Below are 21745 nucleotides of genomic sequence, written 5' to 3' on the forward strand. Positions count from 1 at the left end.
TTTTAGGCGTTCCAGGGATGGATAACAACGCCCTGTACAACGCGGTTCACAGTGCCGCTGGCAGAAGGCGTATCCGGTGTATTGCCGATATTGATGGATTGCGTCAAAGCAAAGACCTGGGCGTAGATCAGGAAGCAGAATGCCAATTCCATATCGATGAAAGAGCGTGCTGGTGGCAGCAGAATATGTGGGCCAGCTTCAATCGCCTCATGGGTTTGTGCGGCAACCGCGACAACCCGCAATGCCTGCCGATCGCGGCGTAACTCTGCCAGCAGATCGAGATCGTATTGACGTGTATAGGGATGGCTGGAAACAAAGACCACTACCAGCGTTTCGTTATCAACCAGCGACTTTGGACCGTGACGAAAGCCTGTCGGGGAGTCATAGAATGCGGCCAGTTTGCCTGCTGTCAGCTCCAGGACTTTCAATGCCGATTCCCGCGCTGCTCCCTGTAATCCACCGCTACCGAGGTAAACGATCCGTTTCCAGGGTTCATTGCCAAATACGCCGTCGCTGAAATCGCCCAGTGAAGTCAGAATCGCCTGGCACCGATCGGCCACGTCGCGGAAGGTCTGGCTGTTGATTTTCTCTGGGGCAAATACTGCCAGGCAGCTGGCCATCATGGTGGTAATGCTGCTGGTCATGGCAAAACCACGGTCATGTGTTTCAGCTGGCATTAACAGAGCAAAAGCGTTGTCGCTTTCGACTGCGTTTTGATACAGGCTACCTGCTTCGTTGCAGGTGATTGGCAGGTGATAACACTCTGGTACAAACTGATTAGCCAGTTCCACTGCCGCAACGCTTTCAGGGCTGTTTCCTGAGCGAGCGAAAGAAATGAGCAGCAGCGGATGTGCGGGATTCAGGTAATCCATCGGATTAGTGACCAGATCGGTGGTTGGCACAGCACTGATGTTTTTACCGGTATAGCTTGCCAGCCAGGGGGCGATGATGTCGCCAATGAATGCTGATGTTCCGGCCCCGGTCAGTATGATCCGCAGATCGTTTTTGCGCAGTAATGGTGCGAGAAAGCTGTCAATGGCAGATCGAATGTTGTCGATATTCGTAAGGGAACGGATCCAACTGGCAGGTTGTTGACGGATCTCTTCTTCGGTCCAGGTGCCCGTTACCGCGGTAACAGGGGTATAGGTTTCTGGCATAACTTAAGTCCTTAGTCTTGTAAATTCCACATAAGACGCTGGCAAGAATGTCGCTATCTTTCGTTTCGTTTCACTTGTTCATCTTGTCGATTGATTAAAATCTATATGAAAGAAATCGAAAGAGCAATGATCCAAAATGAAATAAAACGAAATTTGTGATCGTGAGAACGAAAGGGATGATTATCTTATTGATCTATAAGAAGTACGCTTGTTGTATGATGGTTAGGTATTTACTCAAGCGAAAGGAAAAGAAAGGCCTTGCGATCGAAGACCGCAGGCCAACACGAGACAAAATGAAAGGTCAAAGGGGGAGAGCCTGACCCTGAATCCAGATCTGTTGTAAATGCAGCCCGCTATTAAGCGCGATCGCGTCGGCACGTTTTCCCACTGCTAACGATCCCTGGTGGCGATCGATACCCAACAGACGTGCGGGGTGGAGAGAGGCCATATGAATTGCCTCTTCTGCCGTTATCCCGGTGAGCTCGACCATATTACGTACGGCGGCATCAACCGAGAGCGTGCTACCAGCCAGACCACCGGAAGCGGTACGCACAATACCACTGTGCATTTCCACTTCCTCACCGCAGAGCGTATAGCGCCCGTCTGGCATTCCTGCAGCCTGCATGGCATCGGTGATCAGCACCAGCCTGTCTTTGGCGCAACAGCAGCAGAGCTTCATGGCCGCTGGGTGGACATGGTGTCCGTCAGCGATAAGTTCCAGCCAGGCGCGAGGGTCGGTTAACCCTGCGCCAACCATTCCTGGCTCCCGATGATGTAAGCCGGTCATACCGTTATAGCAGTGCACCAGTCCGTCAGCACCGGCGTCAAAGGCCGCGTGGGTTTGTTCCCAGGTAGCAGCGCTGTGTCCCAGCATCACCCGTACGTTGCGCTGCTTCAGATGTTCGATGGCCTGTAATGCACCGGGTTTTTCTGGTGCCAGCGCAACGACGCGCAATGTTTGCTGGGAAATCGCAATCAGTTCATCCAGTTCACTGAGTTCCAGTTCCCTGAAAAGCTCAGGCGGGTGCGCCCCTTTGTTCTGCGGCGTAAAGTACGGGCCTTCAAGATAACTGCCCAGCACCTGTGCGCCGGGCCCTCCGGAATGGTAACGATGGGCGATACGCTCAAGCGCCTTGCGAATATCTGGTAGTGGAGCGGTGACGGTAGTGGGTAGCCAGTTGGCTACCCCTTCACGTGCTTTGTGCATCGCCAGTTTGTCGAGCGTATCCGGTGCTTCATCCATCACATCGACGCCCGCACCGCCGTGCACGTGGATATCAATGTAAGCCGGACAAAGCAGCTCTGCATCGTGGACCATAACGCCAGAGGGGATTGGCTCTATTTCTGCAATGATGCCGTCTTCAATGTGTATTTGATGATCGTCCAGCCAGCCCCGTTCGGTCAGTAGACGTCTGGCGCGAAGTAGCTGTCTCATATCCCTTCCTCAACGGGCTTTTCCTCACGACAGCGTCCCAGTTCGTCCACCAGGCTAGTTAAACCACGGTGCCCGCACTCCAGCGCCTGCAAGCGAAATGCTTCGCTGGTCAGGCCATCGCGCTCCAGCACCATTTCCAGCAGTAGTTGCAGATTGGTGCCGGTGATCACCTCGGTGCCTTGCCTTTGCATGGCCAGGGTGGAAGCGACGCGAAATGGTGTCCCGCCTAACAGGTCTGTCAGAAACACGATGTCTTGCTGCGCATCCAGTTCACTCACCGCCTGTTCAAGCTGCGATGTGAGTAAGGCGGTGGTTGAGGTTTCCGGAAAGTCGATGGCGATGAACTGTGATTGTTCACCCAGAATCTGTTTCATCGCTTTTTCCATTCCGCTGGCAAACCCGCCATGACCCGTCAAAATAATACCTAACATCTACAACCCCTTATGTTTACAGGAAGTGACAGAACTTACCTACGACGCCGAGCACCACGGTAATGGCGATAAGGCGCAGAGGACTCCAGCCACGGCGGACCAGCCAGAACATGGTTAATGTGTAGACCAGCGGTAAAAAAGCAGGCATCAGCTTGTCTATCACATCTGTTTGCAGTTTCACTACTGCATCGCCAGCAGTGATTTCCAGCGTAGTGCTCAGGCGAACATAGGTCGCTACCAGCGCGCCGATCACCGTCATCCCAACGATGGATGCCGCATGTCCAACCTTTTTGGTGTTAGCTTTAATCAGCGGGATGGCAGCAACGCCCATTCGATAAGCATAGTGTGCCAGCCCAAAGCGCAGACCAAGATGAACCACGTTGAACATAACAATAAAGACAACAGCGCCAAGAATAGAGCCTTGCAGCGCCAGGCTGGCCCCGATACCGCCGCAAATAGGCAGTAACGTTAACCAGAACATGGCATCACCGATACCGCCAAGTGGCGCACCCACGGCAATCTTGGTGCTTTGAATACTGTTCACATCCTGCTTGGAGCGTTCCATCGCCAGGATAATCCCGATAACAAACGTGACCAGGAATGGGTGCGTGTTGAAGAAGCCCATATGGCCTTTCATCGAACGCGCCAGATCGCGCTTATTGGTGTGGATCTTTTTCAGAGCAGGTAACAGGCCGTACAGCCATCCTGATGCCTGCATACGTTCGTAGTTAAAAGAGGCCTGCAACAGCATTGAACGCCAGGCAACACGGTTGATATCTTTTTTCGTCAGCTCGGCACCGATATTCTGGTCTTCGTAGACGTTTTCATTGGTGCCGGACAGCAGCGTTTCTTCGGTTTCGGAAACGTTCGGCAGAGCCGTTTGATTAGATGCCATCTTCGAATTCCTCTTTTTGTGCTGCGGGAGCTGTAGGTTCAGGTGATTTACGCAGAAAATCGATCAGCGCCATTGCCAGTGCTGCGGCGGCGATTGCCAGCACAGGGAGTTTGAGCCAGGCTGCGGCGACAAAACCCAGGATGAAGTAGGGGATATAGACGTTTTTCATCATGATTTTCAGCAGTACGGCGAAGCCGATAGCTGGCATGATGCCGCCTGCCACGCCGAGGCCGTCAATCAGACGCGTCGGCAGAACATCTATCGCGGTTTTGGCATGTTCCGCGCCAAAGTAAATTGGCAGGAACGCGCATAAAAAGTAGAAGGTCCCCAGCGCGAGCAACGCCAGATAGTTGACCCGCTCAATCCCGGCTGTATCGGCATTCGCTGCCATGCGATCGCAGCGAGCCATCACCCCGGACATCACAGAGAACAGGAAGGTAATCCCCATCTGTACTGCTACGGCGAACGGTACCGCCACACCTACGGCAACTTCAGGTTTCACTCCGGTCGTTATGGCAAACGTGGTTCCCACGATAGTGCCGATAATCACGTTTGGCGGCTGAGCTCCTGCCAGTGGGGCCAGACCCATCCACACCAGTTCCAGCGTACCACCTGTTAAAATACCAGTATGCAGATCGCCCAGAATCAGGCCGACCAGCGGCCCGAGAACAACCGGGCGGTGCATGTGCGTTAACCCGTTGAACATATCCAGGCCTGCAATAAAGGCGAGAATACCCAACGCAAAAGCCTGCAACAGACTGATTTCCATTGTGAATCCCTCAGAGAAGTTTATAGAGGTCCTGGGCGGGTTCTGTTGGAACGCCCTGAACGAAGCATTCCACTCCAGCGGCTTTGAGCCCGTTGAACGCCGTAATATCGGCAGCGTCTACAGAAACCGTTTTGGCGATTTGTTGTTTGCCGTTGGCGTAGTGCATATTGCCAACGTTGATACGGTTAACAGGAACACCGCCTTCGACCAGACGGAAGAAATCCGCAGGCGATTTGCAGACCAGCAGAATTTTCTGGCGATCGGCGGCACGGTGAATATTGTCGATCACTTTTTGTAGTGACCAGAAGCGTACGGCGATCCCTTCTGCCAGTACCATTTCCATCAGGTTTTGCTGCACTGGATCTTCAGCCACCTCATCATTAGCGACCAGCACCAGGTTTGCCCCCGCAAACCCGACCCATTGCACACCAACCTGACCGTGAATCAGACGTTCATCAATGCGACTTAATACAATGTTTGGCATGGTATTTTTCTCTTTTTTGTTATGCGTTACGAGCTGGTGCACCCAAGCAGGCGCAGTGATATTGCTGCAGTATGTCCTGAATATGGTTAATGATGAGTTCTCGCGGCGTGGCGCTGAGATCTCCCTCGCGCACTTTTACGTACTGCAAGGGTAAATACTGGCTAATCAGCGGCAGTGGAATGGGGTCATCCGCCAGGTTACGTACCAGACGTTCGAATGCCTCATCAATCTGGCTGTCCGGCCAGTAGTAACGAACACGATCGGAGTAGCTGTATCCGCGAGCCAGACGGCGTGCGTTGCCATCACCGTGATAGTGGCTCTGCCAGTACTCTGGGCGATCAAGCATCACGCTTTCCAGCACATGTCGTAGGCCTGAACAAGCTTTTGCAGGCAGTAATTCTTCTTCAATGGCGGCTAATGAAAACAGCGCTTCGCGCAGAGCGAAGGTCAACGCAGGTCCCACTTTCAGGATAGCGAAGTGATCTATCACCAGTTGGCGCAAGGACTGTGGCGTTTGGTAATCGGTAGAATGCGCTTCAAACACGAGTGTGTCGTAGTCTTCCACCATTTTGCTGAGTGCCACAGCTTTCTGTGGTTGATAATCAATGATGTGTGTGTGGTCGAATTCAACGCCAGGTTGCACCACCAGGGCGATAATACGCGGCCAGATACCTTCCAGACCGTGCTTTTCAAAGGCGTGATAGTGAGCCTGAAGCGTTGCGCGTGCGGCATCGGGCGTTGTTACCGCCAGGTCGGTTAACGTTTCGTGAGCGCCACCTGGAACCGGCACTTCTGTGCCAATCACATAGACCAGGTCAGACTCGCCAAAATGTGCCATACAGGTTTCTTCGGCGACTTTTGCCAGACGTGCGGCGCGCTCAGCGACAATTTCATCCGTCAGTGGAACCGGGTCGTTAGCACAAGACATGCTGCAATCGAGGTGGATTTTTTTAAAGCCTGCGGCGACATAGCTCTTGATCAGATCGTCTGCATTGGCCATTGCCTGTTCCGCAGGCAGATTTTGCCAACGGTTTGGCCCGAGATGGTCTCCGCCGAGAATCAGCATATCCTGAGAAAAATCAAGCGAGTCGGCTAAACGGCAGACAAAACTGCGAAAATCGGCTGGTGTCATACCCGTATAGCCGCCAAACTGGTCAACCTGATTAGAGGTTGCTTCGATCAACAGCGGTGTATGGTTTGCATGGGCGTAGCGTATTGCGGCTTCCAATACGATTGGATGCGCGGAACAAACGGCATAAATCCCGTTTGCCTTCCCCCGTTTATGCTGCTCGACCATTTTAGTTAGATGTTTCACTTTCCTCTCCAGGTCAGATTACTGCGACATCAATCTTTCGTTTTGTTTCATTTAATACTGCATCATGGTGTTATAAAAATAAAACGAAAGATAATAGTTTTCCGATCTGTTTCACAAAAGAAACACAATGAAAGGTTTCAGCGTAAGTTCGTCCGGCTCTTCCCTGCTTGCGGGGCTTGCATTCGCGCAAAAGAAAGGCGTTAATAGACAAAACGAAATAAAACGAAAGGTTTAACTAAAGGATTTCTTATGAGTAACACCGAGTCCTCTGCAGACAAGCGCGTTATTGGCACCAGCGAAAGACGTGAGCAGATCATCCAGCGGTTACGGCAGCAGGGAAGCGTTCAGGTTAACGATCTTTCCTTATTTTTTGGCGTCTCCACGGTCACTATTCGCAACGACCTCGCCTTTCTGGAAAAGCAGGGGATTGCGGTACGTGCCTATGGCGGAGCGCTAATATGCGAGAGCAATGCGCCTGTTGTGGAGCCTTCTGTAGAAGATAAGAGTTCACTTAATACGGCAGTAAAACGCAGTATTGCCAGAGCCGCCGCAGAGTTAATTCAACCGGGACACCGCGTGATCCTTGACTCCGGCACCACGACCTATGAAATTGCCCGCCTGATGCGCCAGCATACTAATGTCATTGCTATGACCAACGGTATGAATGTCGCCAATGCGTTATTGGAAGCCGAAGGGGTTGAGCTGCTGATGACCGGCGGTCATTTGCGTCGTCAGTCACAATCGTTTTATGGCGATCAGGCTGAGCAGTCGCTACAAAATTATCACTTCGACATGCTGTTTCTTGGCGTTGATGCTATCGATTTAGAGCGTGGTGTTAGCACGCACAACGAAGATGAGGCGCGTCTCAACCGCCGGATGTGTGAAGTGGCTGAACGTATCATTGTCGTTACCGACTCGACGAAGTTTAACCGCTCCAGCCTGCATAAGATCATTGATACCCAGAGGATCCACACCATCATTGTTGATGAAGGCATCCCAGAGGAGAGCTTGCAGGAACTACGCCGCAGCGGTGTTGAAGTGATCATTGTTGAGTAGTCCCGCTCTAAAATTCAAAAATGTGATCCCATTCAATTAAACAAAAACAAACCATAAGCGAGCTTTTTTAGTAGCTCGCTTTCGTTTTTTTGCATGCTTCCCGTCTCTTTCTCGCATCTTACTCGCTTTTAACCTTTTCATTTTTTCGGTTTTCTTCGTTTCGATTTGCTAAAACGAAAGAAAATAGTCAATTTTTGTTAAATTCAACGCTGGGCCAGTGCGCACAAATTCACCTTATTGCTTCTGATGTAATATATTCAAAAGAAAACGAAAGTGCTAAAGCGCTAAAACAAAACAACATGAATATTTGATGGAGCAATAGAAATGCTGGATAACTTAAGACGTCGCGAGCAAATAATTGATCTGCTATGCGATCAGGGTAGCGTTCGTGTCGAGCCACTGAGCGTCCATTTTGGTGTGTCATCGGTTACGATCCGCAACGACTTACGTTATCTGGAACAGAAGGGATGTGTCATGCGCTCCTACGGCGGGGCGGTTCTCAATCAGCACTTTGCCCTTGACCGGCCTTTGCAGGATAAGGACCGGCTGAATCGCGATGTGAAAACGCGTATTGCCGAAAAAGCGGCCAGCTTTGTGAAAGATGGTGACACGCTAATCCTCGATTCCGGTTCGACCACCACGCTCATTCCTCCCATGTTAAAAAATCGCCGCGATCTGGTGGTGATGACCAATGCGCTCAACATTGCATGGGAACTGGCGAATTTTGAGCGCGTAGACGTCATGATTCTGGGAGGGAACGTCAGGCAAAGCGTCTATTCATTGTATGGCCCTTCAGCAGAACACCAGCTTAGACAATACCGGTTTGATAAGCTTTTCTTAGGCGTTGACGGATTCTGCCTGGAAGCGGGAATTACCACGCCACATCCGGGAGAAGCACATCTGAATCAGGTAATGTGTGAAGTTGCGCAGGAGGTCACGGTAGTCGCTGACTCCAGCAAGTTTGGCCGCAAAAGTTTCTGTATGATTAGCGAAATCAGCGGGATTGACCGGGTGATTACCGACAGCGGGATCCCAGAAAATTATCACCGGACGTTAATCCAGCTTGGGGTGGATGTGGTGATTGCGGATGAATAACTGAAATTGCTGGCGAGATTCCCCCGCCAGCAGTTTTTTAGTGGGTCTGCGTACCCTGTTCAACCAGCAGCAATGCGGCACCGCGAACCCCGCTGGATGCGCCATGGATGGCCGGGAATACGCGGGCAGGTTCTAATCCCGGGAACAAATAACGTGACATGGCCTGCGGCAGCAACGTATAAATTTCTTCGATGTTGGAAACTCCACCGCCGAGAACAAAAGCATCGACATCCAGAATCAACTGCAATTGCGCCAGCGTACAACCCAACATATCAATCCATGCTTCTATGGTAGTAACGGCGCTGGCATTGCCATGACGATAATGCTCCAGCAGGGTCTCCATTTTGAGTTGTTCTCCGCTGAAGTGTTTGTGGAGCCACAGTAAACCGGGGCCGGATTGATAGCGTTCCAGACACCCTTGTAAGCCACAACCGCACTTCAGTTCCGGTAAATGATAACGACGCATAAACGTTGCCGGAAGCGGTAAATGGCCAAACTCACTGGCCATTCGGTTGCGACCCCTATACAGCTGACCGTCAATGACTAACCCTCCACCCATGCCGGTGCCAATAATGGCACCAAAAATTCTGGAGAACTGGCGAGCCTGCTGGGTATGGGCTTCCGAGAGCGCAAAGCAGCAGCAGTCATTGTCCAGCTCAACCGAACGATTGAGGCGGTTAGCTAAATCGTTCATCACCTGGCGTCCGGTCAGGCAGGGCACGTTAGATGACAGTAGTTTTCCGGTATGTCTGTCCATAAGACCGGGCATGCCGATGCCAATTTTTCCTTGCGTTCCTGTCGCCCAGTCGGCGGTATCAATAAGTGAAGTAAAGGTCGAAAGAAAGAGTTCATAATCCTGAACTGGCGTGGCAACGCGCTTACGCCAGCAAACCTGCATTTCCTTATCAAAAGCGACAATTTCAGTTTTGGTTCCACCAATATCAACACCGTAAAACATGCCTCATCTCCTCCGGCTTCACAGCGTAACCAGACTGTTTTCCTTGCGAGCGCGTTCTGCGGCAAAGACCATTAAGTGACTTTCCAGTGACTCATCCGGGCCAGAAAGGATCATATTTTGATCGTTGGCCATCACTGCATGGATAAAGCGATCCATCAGGTAGTAATCGCCACCACCATGTCCCCCCATCTGGGTTTGTGTTCCAGCGGCGATCTCCTCGATCTGATGCACTGTTTCTTTGTCTGTCAGGAAATCAAACACCCGGATCTGCTCGCCATCACCTTCCAGATAACCTCTGGTGCCAAACAGGCGCGTTTTTCGATCTTCCATTTTGGTAAATGCGGTCATGGTAAAGGTCACCGTCTGCTGGTGGGCAAAACGTAAGTTAACAACCTGATGATCCACCACATCATTATCACAACGATAAACGCAGCGACCATAAGGCCCATCGCGCAGCGCCTGGCGGACATTTTCTTCGCTGGGATCTGCAGTCAGCACCCGACGGAAGTGAGGAGTGCATTTGTGGTTTTCACCCAGATAAATTTTGCAGGCAGACCAGGGGCAGGTTGCTTCAACCTGACAATCAAGGCAGCGGTCGGCGGCGCCAGCAGGCTGATTCTCTTTCACAAAGTGGCTCAGGCTGCCAAATGATCCTACGTCCTTGCAGTTGTCGCCCATGATGTAGCGGATCCAGTCCAAATCATGACAGGATTTCTGCAATAACATAAATGACGATTCTGCTTCATTGCGCCAGTTACCACGTACAAACGAGTGCGCCTGATGCCAGTAACCTACGGGTTCGAGATGCTGCATGCTGACAATATCGCCAATTACGCCATCATCAAGCAGTGATTTCAGCTTTTGCGTATAGCGGGTGTACCGCAGGACGTGCGCGACGGCCAGTAATACGTTGTTGCGTTTAACCGCATCAATAATGATCCGGCAATCTTCTGGCGTAGGGGCGAGTGGTTTTTCCAGCAGAATGTGATAGCCGAGATTGGCAAACGCCACGGCAGGATCTTTGTGCATATTATCCTGCGTGCAAATAAGTACTACGTCGGCCATTTTGGGTTGGGTCGCAGCCTCTTGCCAGTCGCAAAATACGTTATTTGGGGCAATCTTATGCTGTGCGACAAACTGCTGGCGATATGCCTCTCTGGGCTCAGCAACGCCTACTACCTGCATTCTGTCTGGATGTTCAAGCGCATAGCGAGCATATATTTCTCCGCGCGCACCAGCCCCTACCACTAATACGGTCACTTTATTCGCACACATATAAACCTCTCATTTTTCACTTAGCCTGAATAACGGTCAGGCCAAATTTTCTTCATGTTTTTTATCAAACAAAAAGGCGGCTTCCAGATTAAATTTCACTTTGATAGATTCGCCGGGAAGAGGGGCCCAGTCGGGTGAGGAGTTAATACGTAAGATCATATGTTGCTCACCAATATCAAAATGCAGAAGGTCTTCGTTGCCCATCCTTTCTACGTTGGTAATGTGCGCATCGAACGCAGAGACGTCATGCTGCGAGGCTAACTGAATGGCCTCTGACCGGATGCCGAACCAGACGCTGGAGTGCGGATATTGCTCCAGTAGGTTACTCAAGCGTGTATTTAATGGCAGGATTAAATTATCAGCCAGACGCAGACCACGAGTACCGGGTTCAATATCAAGCAGCATAATATTCATTGCCGGATTACCAATAAAACCAGCAACAAATTTATTCCTGGGGTGATGGTAGATATTTCCTGGGGTATCCACCTGCATAATACGACCGCCATTAAGAACGCAAATCCTGTCTCCCATCGTCATCGCTTCAATCTGATCGTGCGTGACGTACACCATGGTTGCGCTCACGCCTTCGTGACGCAGTTGTCGATGCAGTTCTGTCAGCCGCACGCGCATTGAAACACGCAGCTTTGCATCCAGGTTGGAAAGCGGCTCATCAAACAAAAAAACGTCTGGCTTACGCACGATGGCCCTGCCAACGGCAACGCGCTGACATTGACCGCCCGAAAGTTGGCCGGGCTTTTTATCGAGTAATGTCTCTATTTCCAGCTTGTGTGCAGCTTCCCGTACGCGGATATCAATCTCTTCTTTGCTCATTTTCCCTAACAGACTGAATGCCATATTTTTATAAATCGTCATGTGGGGATAGAGGGCATAATTCTGGAAGACCATGGCAACGCCTCGCTCCTTTGGTAGCAGGTCGTTGACGCACTTCTCTCCGATTGCGATATGACCATGAGTGATATCTTCCAGACCTGCAATCATGCGCAGCAGCGTTGATTTGGCGCAGCCTGATGGCCCGACAAACACCATGAATTCGCCATCGTGGATTTCAAGATCAACGCCATGGATCGCCTGGAAGCCATTGGGATAGACTTTGCTTACTGCCTGTAATTGAATACCTGACATAACACTGCCCCTTATCCTTTAATTCCGGCACCAGCGATGCCGCGAATAAAATAGCGCTGGAAGAAGATATAAAGTAACAACATCGGGATAATCGCCAGCAATGCGCCCGCCATTAACATCGGATATTCCACGCCTGAGCGTCCGGAAAGTGAGGCTAACCCCACCGGTAATGTCATTTTATCCATGGAGGTGTTGACGATCAGCGGCCACATTAAGTTATTCCAGCTCCACAATCCGTTAATAATGACGCAGGCAATCAGCCCTGGTTTAATTAATGGCAGCATAATTTTGAAGAAAATAGTCAGATGGTTATACCCATCCATAATGGCTGCCTCTTCCAGTTCTTTAGGTACTGACAGAAAAAACTGACGCAATAAAAAGGCGCTATATATGCTGAATAAACCCGGTAGCACCAGTCCAGGAATTGAGTTCAGCAAACCGATTTTTTCAACGGTTAAAAACTGTGGGATTAAAAAGATCTGACCGGGCACCATCAGAATTGAAATACACAGCATAAACAGGACATCTCGCCCTTTAAAACGCAGTCGGGAGAAACCGTACGCTGCCATTGCCGCAATCAGCGTCTGCAAAATGACGATGACCAACGTGGAGACGATCGAGTTAAAGTAAAAGCTGCCAAAAGGCATTTCATGCAAGATTTTACCGTAAGCCTGAAACCCTGGGTTGGCAGGTAGCAGGATCGGCGGAAAGGCGATGCTTTCTGCCTGGGTTTTAAAAGAGGTGATGATCATCCAGATGAAGGGAACCACAGTTACCAGCGTCGCGAGGATCATCAAGCCGTAAATTAGCCATTTTTCACGTTTAGTCATGAACATCGTGGTTGCCTCACTGTGCTTTAAGTCGTTTACCAATCCATATTTGCAGCAGCGTCAGGACCATCGTGATAACGAAAATCACCACGGCGATCGCTGAGGCATACCCTTTTTCATGGTAGATAAAGGCGTATTTATAGAAGAGATAGGCGATAGTCATCGTCTGATCGTCCACCATGGATGAACTGCCAAACAGCAGATAAACCACATCGAAAATTTGCAGCGTTTCGATAAAAGAGATCACCAGTACGAAAAACAGCGTGGGGATCATTAGCGGTAAGGTAATAGACCAGAATCCACGCAATTTGCTGATGCCATCCAGCGACATCGCTTCATAAATTTGTTTGGGGATCCCCTGCAATCCAGCGAGCAGAATGATCATCTTCAGCGCAATAGCCGACCAGATGATAACCAACGAGGCGCTCAGGCGGACGACATCGGGATCGGATAACCAACCGATGGCCGGAAGATCGAAAAAGGCCAGGATCTGATTAATTAAGCCGAAGTTTCGGTTCATCAACCACTGCCAGACCATAGCAATGGCCGCAGGCATAGTGACAGCGGGCAGAAATAACAGCGTGCGAAACAACCACTGACCGCGAATCGCCTGATTCAGGCCAATTGCGAGCAGTAATGACAAAACGGTGATTATTGGTACGCAAATAAAAACATAGGCCAAGGTGTTATATATTGCTGAACGAAACTCATCATCGCTGAATAAATTAATATAGTTATCTAAGCTGATCGTCGTCCAGATCTGAAACTCTCCCAGGTCAGTGAAACTATAAAAAACGTTCTGGAAGAATGGAGTAAAGTAAAAAACAATTAACCCCGCCAGTAACGGCATAATCATTATCCATCCCCAGAAGCGTTCTTCTTTTTCCAGCTTGGTCAGGGATTTTTTTTGCACTTCTCTGGCCGGTAATTGTGGGGATGCAGCTTCATCTGAATAGCTCATACAGACTCCGGGGTGCTCACTGTGCAACCAAAATATATTGCGCGGGCGAAAGCGAGAGGGAGCATGGCTCCCTCAGGATTATTTCTGCATTTCTCGTTCAACGCGTTTAGCAACACCAGGCATGACTTTCTCTGGGTCAGTACCCGTCCACACTTTTTTCAAGCCATCATTCAGAATGCTGTTCCACTTAGCGGTATTGGAGCCCGCGGTTGGATATTTATGTGAGAAAGCCAACGAATCGATATAGGCTGAAACATCAATATCCTTAAAGCCTTCAGCCCACTCTTTGGCCACTTTTTGGTTAGCCGGGATCACGACTTTTCCCGTAGCCAGAGTCTGCTGCGCATGCTCAGAACTCATGAACTCAATGAACTTCCACGCCGCATCTTTATGCTGACTTTTGGCTGACATAGCAAATGCCAGACTATGGGATACACCTGCCTGCTCTGCCATTTTTGGCATTGGCACTACGCCGATGTGATCTTTAATCAACTCGTTTTGAGAGAAGGGTAATGCCCACCATGAGCCTGCGTAGACCATGGCTACCCGGTTTGACTGGAAGACGTCTGAGGCTTCCATCTCGCCTGGCGGTTGGATTAGTCCCGCGTTCAGCATGCCTTGAACATCGCGATAGACGGCGATAGCTTTGTCATTGGCAACATCCGTTTTGCCCTCAGGTAGTACAATCTTATCCCCGGCCTGTAATAGCAGGTTAAAGTAACTATCCTGTCCGCTGCTGAATTCCATTGCCAGTGGATAAGACTGTTTATCCAGCCCTTTACGTAGCTGATCTGATTTTTGTTTTAGATCGTTCCACGTCCAGTTTTTATCGGGATAACTCACACCAGCCTGATCGAACATTTTTTTGTTGTACCAGACGGCAATTGCATCAATATCCCTTGGGATGGCATATTGTTGCGACTGGTATTGGTAGGCATCGACTGAGCTTTTAACAAAATCATCCAGTTTCGGCGCTGATTTATCTTTCAGATAATTACTCAGTGGTTCCAGCATGCCATTTTTCACATATTGCTGGAAATTAGGCATGTTCATCCAGAATACATCCGGTGCTACATTTCCACCGACTGCTGAACTGAGTTTGATAAAATACTGGTCATAAGGAGTTAGTTCAATTTCGACCTTAATTCCGGGGTTGTCTTTTTCAAATTCATTAACGAGCTGTTGTTCGCCAGGGAGTTGATTACGGTCCCATAACGTGTAGCGTAATTTAACAGGCTTTGCGTCCGACTGGCCTCCAGCACTCGCGAAGACAGGAGTTGCCAGTAAACAGGAAATAAGACAAGCCAATGCGACATTATTTTTATTCAGGGTATACATAACTTCCCTCTTTATTCAGGTCAGAATGCTTATGAGGTAAATTACAGGAGCCTATGAATAATCTGTTTTACACCGGAGAAAGTCAAAGCAGTAAAAAAGAGGGGATTATCGCATTAAAACAAGGTCGTCTTTCGGTAGGTTTCTCTTTTATCAAAACGAAAATATAACGTAAAACAATGGTGGTATTATTTCTTTTAATTTCATGTCGTTAGGTTCATTTGGTAGGTTTGAATCGAAAAAAATAGATGTTTAAAAAAACCTCTTAAAATGCGAACGTTATCACTTTATTTGTTGAAGCATCGACATCAAAAACGGGGACAAATCCCCGTTTTTTCGTTGGCTTTCGTTTCGATAATCAGGTCACTGGCGCCGGGTTAAACACCGCCAGCTGGTTATGCAGTCCCCACTGATCTGAGAAGGTTTTCTTACGTCCGCTGGCGACGTCGAGAATAAACTCGAACAGTTTCAGACCCACGTCTTCAATGGTTTCTTCTCCGGTAGCGATGGTACCGGCGTTGATGTCCATCAGGTCAAACCAACGATTGGCCAGCTCGGTGCGTGTCGCCATTTTAATCACCGGCACGGCCATCAGGCCATACGGCGTACCGCGACCGGTGGTAAAGACTTGTACTGTGATCCCGGAAGCAACCTGTTGCGTACCGCAGACAAAATCGCTGGCGGGGGTGGCAGCGTAAATCAGGCCACGTTTGGTTGGACGCTGGCCCGGCGACAAGACTTCGACAATCGCGCTCTTGCCCGACTTCGCAATAGAACCCAGCGCTTTTTCTACCACGTTTGCCAGACCGCCTTTCTTGTTGCCCGGTGATGGGTTGGCGCTCCGGTCAGTCTTGCCCATGTCCAGGTAGTTGTCGTACCAGGCCATCTCTTCGAGCAGGCGTTTACCCACCTCTTCGTTAATCGCGCGCGGGGTCAGAAGGTGGATGGCATCGCGTACTTCGGTGACTTCGGAGAACATCACTGTCGCGCCGCAGCGTACTAACAGGTCGGAGGCATAACCTACCGCTGGGTTGGCCGTCACGCCGGAAAACGCATCGCTGCCGCCGCACTGCATGCCGACCACCAGTTCTGATGCCGGGCAGGTTTCACGCTGGCGCTGATTGAGCTTTGCCAGATGGCGTTCGGCCACTTGCAAAATATCGGCAACCATCGATTGAAAGCCGACGTGTTTTTCATCCTGCAGGCTGACGATGCTGGCGCTGTCGACCGGAATGCTTTTTACATCGTGCGTACCTTCCAGCAGGCGCTCTGGCTGCAGTTTTTCACAGCCGAGGCCAATGACCATTACCTCACCGCCAAAGTTAGGGTTCAGCGCAATATTATGAATAGTTCGAATGGGCACGATGGCGGCTGGAGCGTTAATCGCCACGCCGCAACCGTACAGATGATTGAGCCCCACCACACCGTCAACATTCGGGTATTTGGGCAGCAGATCGCGTTCAATGATTTTCACCACATAGTCCACCACGCCCGCCACGCAGTGCACGCTGGTGGAGATGCCGAGCAGATTCTTGGTGCCAACGCTACCGTCAGCATTGCGGTAACCTTCGAAGGTATAACCCTCGAGAGGCGGCAGCGGCTCAGGCACTTTAGTTGCCAGCGGCAGCGTCTCCAGCGGCGGAGCCTTGGGCAGCTCAACCATTGATTCATCAATCCAACTGCCGCGGGGGATGTCGCGAACGGCATAGCCTATCACTTCGCCATAACGCACGATTTCACCATGAACAGGAATATCCACGAGCGCCACTTTATGACCCTGGGGAATATGTTCAATGAGTTCCAGTCCGTCCGGAAAACGCGTTCCGGCTTTCAGACCATTGTCATTGACAATTATCGCCACATTATCTGTTTCGTGAACTTTAATATAAAACGCCGTTGGCGATTCTTGTCTAATTTCGATGTCGGCCATTGTCCAGTATTCTCCAACAAGTGGTGATAATAGTGTGGATATTTATATTTTGAATCTCATTGTCAGTAATAAAGATTCGGTATCGTGAAATAAGAATGTCAGGAGTTTATCGTGAAGAATGTGACAATGATCACTTAAACTCAGCAAGACCACGCCAGCAGGGGGAGCAATACGTAAATGTGTGGATTAGCGCCCATGCATGTGTGCATATGCCCAAAACATTAATTTAATAACGCATATTTAATGAGCGCTTGCACAATGATTAACGTTGCGCTGCTGATTATACTAAATCACGGTTTCATTGCGTCTGATAAATTATTATACGTTTTTATTATCGGTAATTTATCACCAGGGATATCTGCCAAATAATAATAAAAACTTTTATGTACCCGAGGTAATTAGAATGATACTGGATACAGTTGTCGAGAAAAAGAAAGGTACGCACACCCGTTACTTAATATTGCTAATAATATTTATTGTTACCGCCGTTAACTACGCGGACCGTGCCACGCTATCTATTGCCGGCACGGAAGTGGCGAAAGAGTTGCAGCTCAGTGCCATTTCAATGGGTTACATTTTCTCCGCCTTCGGTTGGGCTTACCTGTTGATGCAAATCCCTGGCGGCTGGCTGCTGGATAAGTTCGGTTCGAAGAAAGTCTACACTTACAGTCTGTTCTTCTGGTCGCTGTTCACCTTTCTGCAGGGTTTTGTCGATATGTTCCCGCTGGCCTGGGCGGGTATTTCAATGTTCATCATGCGCTTTATGCTGGGCTTCTCGGAAGCACCGTCCTTCCCGGCGAACGCCCGTATTGTGGCCGCCTGGTTCCCGACGAAAGAGCGCGGTACGGCATCTGCGATTTTTAACTCCGCACAATATTTCTCCCTGGCGCTGTTTTCGCCGCTGCTGGGCTGGCTGACCTTTGCCTGGGGCTGGGAGCACGTCTTTACCGTGATGGGCGTGATCGGTTTTGTGCTCACCGGCCTGTGGGTAAAGTTTATTCATAACCCAACCGATCACCCGCGTATGTCGCAGGAAGAGCTGAAGTTTATCTCTGAAAACGGCGCGGTCGTGGATATGGACCATAAAAAGCCCGGCGATGTGAAATCAGGTGGTCCTAAACTGCATTATATCAAGCAGTTGCTGACCAACCGCATGATGCTTGGCGTGTTCTTCGGACAGTATTTTATCAACACCATCACTTGGTTTTTCCTTACCTGGTTCCCGATTTACCTGGTACAGGAAAAAGGCATGTCGATCCTGAAAGTCGGTCTGGTGGCGTCGATTCCTGCGCTGTGCGGATTTGCCGGTGGCGTGCTCGGCGGTGTGTTCTCTGATTATCTGATTAAACGTGGCTTCAGCATCACTTTGGCACGTAAGCTGCCGATTGTGCTCGGAATGTTGCTCGCGTCGACAATTATTCTGTGTAACTACACCGATAACACCACCCTGGTTGTCGCGCTGATGGCGCTGGCGTTCTTCGGCAAAGGTTTCGGCGCGCTGGGTTGGCCGGTGATCTCCGATACTGCACCGAAAGAAATCGTCGGTCTGTGCGGTGGGGTATTTAACGTATTTGGCAACGTAGCCTCTATCGTTACCCCGCTGGTGATTGGTTATCTGGTGAGCGAGCTGCACTCATTTAATGCTGCGCTGATGTTTGTAGGGTGTTCGGCGCTGATGGCAATGGTTTGCTACCTGTTTATTGTCGGTGACATTAAACGTATGGAATTGCAGAAATAAACATAGGTATAGGCGATGAATAACACGATTTTCCCGAATAAGTTTAAAGCGGCCCTCGCGGCGCAACAGATTCAGATTGGCTGCTGGTCTGCATTGGCCAGCCCAATCAGTACCGAAGTTTTAGGCCTGGCGGGTTTTGACTGGCTGGTACTGGATGGCGAACACGCGCCGAACGATATCTCGACGTTTATCCCGCAATTGATGGCGCTGAAAGGCAGCGCCAGCGCGCCGGTCGTACGCGTGCCGACCAACGAGCCGGTGATTATCAAGCGCCTGCTGGATATTGGGTTTTACAACTTCCTGATCCCGTTCGTTGAGACACAAGAAGAGGCGGTGAACGCCGTGGCGTCGACCCGCTATCCGCCGGAAGGTATTCGCGGCGTGTCCGTCTCCCATCGCGCCAATATGTTTGGCACCGTACCGGACTACTTTGCGCAATCGAATAAGAACATCACCATCATCGTGCAGATCGAAAGTCAGCAGGGCGTTGATAACGTTGACGCCATCGCGGCGACCGAAGGCGTAGACGGTGTCTTCGTCGGCCCAAGCGATCTGGCTGCGGCGCTAGGCCATCTCGGCAATGCGTCACATCCTGATGTGCAGAAAGCTATCCTGCACATTTTTGCCCGCGCGAAAGCACATGGCAAACCAAGCGGAATTCTGGCCCCGGTAGAGGCGGATGCGCGTCGTTATCTGGAGTGGGGCGCGACCTTTGTTGCCGTTGGCAGCGACCTTGGCGTGTTCCGTTCAGCCACGCAGAAACTGGCTGATTCTTTTAAGAAATAACCACCATCGACAGTAGAGAGAGATAAAGACATGACAATGAAAGTTGGTTTTATTGGCCTCGGTATCATGGGTAAACCAATGAGTAAAAACCTCCTCAAGGCAGGTTACTCGTTGGTGGTTGCTGACCGTAACCCGGAATCCATTGCGGAAGTCATTGCCGCTGGTGCAGAAACCGCCGCCACGGCGAAAGATATTGCTGAGCAGTGCGACGTGATCATCACCATGCTGCCGAACTCGCCGCATGTTAAGGAAGTGGCGCTGGGTGAAGGCGGAATTATTGAAGGTGCGAAACCGGGCACTGTGCTGATCGACATGAGCTCCATTGCACCGTTGGCCAGCCGTGAAATTAGCGAGGCGCTGAAAGCGAAAGGCGTGGATATGCTGGATGCGCCGGTCAGCGGCGGCGAGCCAAAAGCGATTGATGGCACGTTGTCGGTGATGGTCGGTGGCGATAAAGCGATTTTCGACAAGTATTACGATCTGCTGAAAGCGATGGCTGGTTCAGTGGTACATACCGGCGACATTGGCGCGGGTAACGTCACTAAGCTGGCGAACCAGGTGATTGTGGCGCTGAACATTGCGGCGATGTCTGAAGCGCTGACGCTGGCGACCAAAGCGGGTGTGAACCCGGATCTGGTGTATCAGGCGATCCGTGGCGGACTGGCCGGAAGCACCGTGCTGGACGCGAAAGCGCCGATGGTCATGGACCGCAACTTTAAGCCAGGTTTTCGTATTGACCTGCATATCAAAGATCTGGCGAATGCGCTGGACACTTCTCATGGGGTCGGCGCGCAGTTGCCGCTGACTGCTGCAGTCATGGAGATGATGCAGGCGCTTCGCGCAGATGGGCTGGGCACCGCCGATCACAGCGCGCTCGCATGTTACTACGAAAAACTGGCGAAAGTGGAAGTCACACGCTAACAAGAAGGGCGCGGATGTGCGCCCTGTATTTCTTGCCTTGCGCGGCACAGTCAGGCTACATAACTATGAAAATCGTAATTGCCCCAGACTCTTATAAAGAAAGTCTATCTGCCACTGAGGTCGCTCAGGCAATAGAAAAAGGATTTCGGGAAATATTTCCCGATGCGCAATATGTTTCAGTTCCGGTGGCCGACGGCGGCGAAGGAACGGTCGAAGCCATGATTGCCGCCACGCAAGGGAGTGAATATTCCGCGTGGGTAACGGGGCCGCTGGGCGAAAAAGTGAATGCCTGCTGGGGCATGTCCGGAGATGGTAAAACTGCGTTTATCGAAATGGCGGCAGCCAGTGGTCTGGCGTTAGTACCTCCTGATAAGCGTAACCCGTTAGTCACCACGTCACGTGGTACCGGGGAATTGATTTTGCAGGCGCTGGATAGCGGGGCGCAGAGCATTATTATCGGCATTGGCGGTAGTGCAACCAACGATGGTGGCGCGGGTATGGTGCAGGCTCTGGGCGCGAAACTTTGCGACGCTAACGGGACAGAGATTGGCTACGGGGGCGGCAGTCTGATGAGCCTCAACAGCATCGACATTTCCGGTTTGGATCCGCGATTAAAAACCTGCTCCATTCGCGTGGCCTGCGATGTGACCAATCCGCTCACAGGTGATACTGGCGCTTCGCGCATCTTCGGCCCGCAGAAAGGGGCGACGGAAGAACGCATTCTCGAACTGGACCGCAATCTTTCTCACTACGCCGACATCATTAAAAAATCGCTGCGGGTAGACGTGAAGGATGTTCCCGGGGCGGGGGCTGCCGGTGGTATGGGTGCCGCGTTAATGGCATTTTTAGGCGCGGAGCTGCGCAGTGGGATAGAGATTGTGACTCAGGCCCTCAATCTGGAAGAGCATATTCACGACTGTACGCTGGTGGTGACCGGTGAAGGACGCATCGACAGCCAGAGTATTCACGGCAAAGTGCCGGTGGGCGTGGCGAATGTCGCGAAGAAATACCACAAACCGGTAATTGGTATTGGCGGCAGCCTGACGCGCGATGTGGAAGTGGTGCATCAATATGGTATCGATGCGGTGTTTAGCGTATTGACCAGCATCAGCACGCTGGAAGAGGCCTTTCGTGGGGCATTTGATAATATTTATCGCGCCTCAAGAAACATCGCCGCTACGTTGGCGATAGGAATGCGCAGTGCGGGGTGACATTACCCCGCAAACCCTCT

General features: G+C 50.8%; 20 protein-coding genes. 6 read left to right on the forward strand and 14 right to left on the reverse strand.

Annotated elements, in window-relative coordinates; genetic code table 11:
* Positions 1-2 precede the first annotated feature (2 nt).
* The 7 genes from GFB57_RS07355 to kbaZ all read right to left on the reverse strand — a co-directional run bounded on the left by GFB57_RS07355 (position 3) and on the right by kbaZ (position 6486).
* Positions 3-1157 (reverse strand): AgaS family sugar isomerase, encoded by a 1155-nt coding sequence (locus GFB57_RS07355; RefSeq protein ID WP_003024933.1) that lies wholly within the window; start codon positions 1155-1157, stop codon positions 3-5.
* A 301-nt stretch (positions 1158-1458) separates the two neighbouring features.
* Complete coding sequence (gene nagA / locus GFB57_RS07360; RefSeq protein WP_003024932.1) at positions 1459-2592, reverse strand: N-acetylglucosamine-6-phosphate deacetylase; 1134 nt, start codon at positions 2590-2592, stop codon at positions 1459-1461.
* Positions 2589-3023, reverse strand: a complete 435-nt coding sequence (gene agaF, locus GFB57_RS07365) for a PTS galactosamine/N-acetylgalactosamine transporter subunit IIA (protein ID WP_003024930.1) — start codon at positions 3021-3023, stop codon at positions 2589-2591. The genes nagA and agaF overlap by 4 nt, the downstream gene beginning before the upstream one ends.
* A 16-nt stretch (positions 3024-3039) precedes the next feature.
* On the reverse strand, positions 3040-3918 hold the full coding sequence (agaE, locus tag GFB57_RS07370; RefSeq protein WP_003024929.1) for a PTS N-acetylgalactosamine transporter subunit IID: 879 nt from the start codon (positions 3916-3918) through the stop codon (positions 3040-3042).
* Positions 3908-4687 carry a PTS N-acetylgalactosamine transporter subunit IIC gene (gene agaW, locus GFB57_RS07375; protein WP_003839998.1) on the reverse strand — a complete coding sequence of 260 codons (780 nt, stop codon included), beginning with the start codon at positions 4685-4687 and terminating at the stop codon, positions 3908-3910. Before agaW ends, agaE begins: the two co-directional genes overlap by 11 nt.
* A gap of 10 nt (positions 4688-4697) precedes the next feature.
* Complete coding sequence (gene agaV / locus GFB57_RS07380) at positions 4698-5171, reverse strand: PTS N-acetylgalactosamine transporter subunit IIB (protein WP_003024925.1); 474 nt, start codon at positions 5169-5171, stop codon at positions 4698-4700.
* Between the two features lie 19 nt (positions 5172-5190).
* On the reverse strand, positions 5191-6486 hold the full coding sequence (kbaZ, locus tag GFB57_RS07385) for a tagatose-bisphosphate aldolase subunit KbaZ (RefSeq protein ID WP_008320556.1): 1296 nt from the start codon (positions 6484-6486) through the stop codon (positions 5191-5193).
* A gap of 249 nt (positions 6487-6735) precedes the next feature.
* Here kbaZ and GFB57_RS07390 point away from each other — a divergent pair, with 249 nt between their 5' ends.
* Entirely contained in the window at positions 6736-7542 is an 807-nt protein-coding gene (locus tag GFB57_RS07390) for a DeoR family transcriptional regulator (RefSeq protein ID WP_003024922.1), read from the forward strand.
* A gap of 324 nt (positions 7543-7866) precedes the next feature.
* Entirely contained in the window at positions 7867-8637 is a 771-nt protein-coding gene (agaR, locus tag GFB57_RS07395) for a transcriptional repressor AgaR (RefSeq protein ID WP_003024920.1), read from the forward strand.
* Between the two features lie 37 nt (positions 8638-8674).
* On the opposite strand, the gene GFB57_RS07400 is transcribed toward agaR, so the two are convergent.
* The 7 genes from GFB57_RS07400 to garD form a co-directional block, all read right to left on the reverse strand.
* Positions 8675-9595 (reverse strand): ROK family protein, encoded by a 921-nt coding sequence (locus GFB57_RS07400; RefSeq protein ID WP_003024918.1) that lies wholly within the window; start codon positions 9593-9595, stop codon positions 8675-8677.
* Positions 9596-9613: 18 nt separating this feature from the next.
* Entirely contained in the window at positions 9614-10870 is a 1257-nt protein-coding gene (locus GFB57_RS07405) for a Gfo/Idh/MocA family oxidoreductase (protein ID WP_003024915.1), read from the reverse strand.
* Between the two features lie 36 nt (positions 10871-10906).
* Positions 10907-12013: a sn-glycerol-3-phosphate ABC transporter ATP-binding protein UgpC gene (gene ugpC / locus GFB57_RS07410; protein WP_003024911.1), complete on the reverse strand. Its 1107-nt coding sequence runs from the start codon at positions 12011-12013 to the stop codon at positions 10907-10909.
* Between the two features lie 11 nt (positions 12014-12024).
* Complete coding sequence (locus GFB57_RS07415; RefSeq protein WP_003024907.1) at positions 12025-12849, reverse strand: carbohydrate ABC transporter permease; 825 nt, start codon at positions 12847-12849, stop codon at positions 12025-12027.
* A 10-nt stretch (positions 12850-12859) separates the two neighbouring features.
* Positions 12860-13804 carry a sugar ABC transporter permease gene (locus tag GFB57_RS07420; protein WP_003024905.1) on the reverse strand — a complete coding sequence of 315 codons (945 nt, stop codon included), beginning with the start codon at positions 13802-13804 and terminating at the stop codon, positions 12860-12862.
* A gap of 78 nt (positions 13805-13882) precedes the next feature.
* Complete coding sequence (locus GFB57_RS07425; RefSeq protein ID WP_003024902.1) at positions 13883-15142, reverse strand: sugar ABC transporter substrate-binding protein; 1260 nt, start codon at positions 15140-15142, stop codon at positions 13883-13885.
* A gap of 355 nt (positions 15143-15497) precedes the next feature.
* Entirely contained in the window at positions 15498-17069 is a 1572-nt protein-coding gene (gene garD, locus GFB57_RS07430) for a galactarate dehydratase (protein ID WP_003024900.1), read from the reverse strand.
* A 403-nt stretch (positions 17070-17472) separates the two neighbouring features.
* Here garD and garP point away from each other — a divergent pair, with 403 nt between their 5' ends.
* From garP to garK, 4 genes are all read left to right on the forward strand, one after another.
* Positions 17473-18807, forward strand: a complete 1335-nt coding sequence (gene garP / locus GFB57_RS07435) for a galactarate/glucarate/glycerate transporter GarP (protein ID WP_003024898.1) — start codon at positions 17473-17475, stop codon at positions 18805-18807.
* A 15-nt stretch (positions 18808-18822) separates the two neighbouring features.
* Positions 18823-19593, forward strand: a complete 771-nt coding sequence (gene garL, locus GFB57_RS07440) for a 2-dehydro-3-deoxyglucarate aldolase (protein ID WP_003024894.1) — start codon at positions 18823-18825, stop codon at positions 19591-19593.
* A gap of 30 nt (positions 19594-19623) precedes the next feature.
* Positions 19624-20514 carry a 2-hydroxy-3-oxopropionate reductase gene (garR, locus tag GFB57_RS07445; RefSeq protein ID WP_003024889.1) on the forward strand — a complete coding sequence of 297 codons (891 nt, stop codon included), beginning with the start codon at positions 19624-19626 and terminating at the stop codon, positions 20512-20514.
* Positions 20515-20579: 65 nt separating this feature from the next.
* A complete protein-coding gene (garK, locus tag GFB57_RS07450; protein ID WP_003024885.1) occupies positions 20580-21725 on the forward strand; it encodes a glycerate 2-kinase in 1146 nt (381 codons plus the stop codon).
* The last annotated feature ends 20 nt before the right edge of the window (positions 21726-21745 follow it).

The organism is Citrobacter sp. S39 (genome assembly GCF_009495675.1).
Taxonomy (GTDB): Bacteria; Pseudomonadota; Gammaproteobacteria; order Enterobacterales; family Enterobacteriaceae; genus Citrobacter; species Citrobacter freundii.

Excerpts from the sequence above, each read along its gene's own strand:
- agaW (WP_003839998.1), bottom strand. The coding sequence starts at position 4,687 with ATGGAAATCAGTCTGTTGCAGGCTTTTGCGTTGGGTATTCTCGCCTTT.
- agaE (WP_003024929.1), bottom strand. The coding sequence starts at position 3,918 with ATGGCATCTAATCAAACGGCTCTGCCGAACGTTTCCGAAACCGAAGAA.
- agaR (WP_003024920.1), top strand. The coding sequence starts at position 7,867 with ATGCTGGATAACTTAAGACGTCGCGAGCAAATAATTGATCTGCTATGC.
- GFB57_RS07390 (WP_003024922.1), top strand. The coding sequence starts at position 6,736 with ATGAGTAACACCGAGTCCTCTGCAGACAAGCGCGTTATTGGCACCAGC.
- garK (WP_003024885.1), top strand. The coding sequence starts at position 20,580 with ATGAAAATCGTAATTGCCCCAGACTCTTATAAAGAAAGTCTATCTGCC.
- GFB57_RS07420 (WP_003024905.1), bottom strand. The coding sequence starts at position 13,804 with ATGAGCTATTCAGATGAAGCTGCATCCCCACAATTACCGGCCAGAGAA.
- garR (WP_003024889.1), top strand. The coding sequence starts at position 19,624 with ATGACAATGAAAGTTGGTTTTATTGGCCTCGGTATCATGGGTAAACCA.
- garD (WP_003024900.1), bottom strand. The coding sequence starts at position 17,069 with ATGGCCGACATCGAAATTAGACAAGAATCGCCAACGGCGTTTTATATT.
- agaV (WP_003024925.1), bottom strand. The coding sequence starts at position 5,171 with ATGCCAAACATTGTATTAAGTCGCATTGATGAACGTCTGATTCACGGT.
- agaF (WP_003024930.1), bottom strand. The coding sequence starts at position 3,023 with ATGTTAGGTATTATTTTGACGGGTCATGGCGGGTTTGCCAGCGGAATG.
- nagA (WP_003024932.1), bottom strand. The coding sequence starts at position 2,592 with ATGAGACAGCTACTTCGCGCCAGACGTCTACTGACCGAACGGGGCTGG.
- GFB57_RS07425 (WP_003024902.1), bottom strand. The coding sequence starts at position 15,142 with ATGTATACCCTGAATAAAAATAATGTCGCATTGGCTTGTCTTATTTCC.
- ugpC (WP_003024911.1), bottom strand. The coding sequence starts at position 12,013 with ATGTCAGGTATTCAATTACAGGCAGTAAGCAAAGTCTATCCCAATGGC.
- garL (WP_003024894.1), top strand. The coding sequence starts at position 18,823 with ATGAATAACACGATTTTCCCGAATAAGTTTAAAGCGGCCCTCGCGGCG.
- GFB57_RS07415 (WP_003024907.1), bottom strand. The coding sequence starts at position 12,849 with ATGTTCATGACTAAACGTGAAAAATGGCTAATTTACGGCTTGATGATC.
- GFB57_RS07355 (WP_003024933.1), bottom strand. The coding sequence starts at position 1,157 with ATGCCAGAAACCTATACCCCTGTTACCGCGGTAACGGGCACCTGGACC.
- garP (WP_003024898.1), top strand. The coding sequence starts at position 17,473 with ATGATACTGGATACAGTTGTCGAGAAAAAGAAAGGTACGCACACCCGT.
- GFB57_RS07405 (WP_003024915.1), bottom strand. The coding sequence starts at position 10,870 with ATGTGTGCGAATAAAGTGACCGTATTAGTGGTAGGGGCTGGTGCGCGC.
- GFB57_RS07400 (WP_003024918.1), bottom strand. The coding sequence starts at position 9,595 with ATGTTTTACGGTGTTGATATTGGTGGAACCAAAACTGAAATTGTCGCT.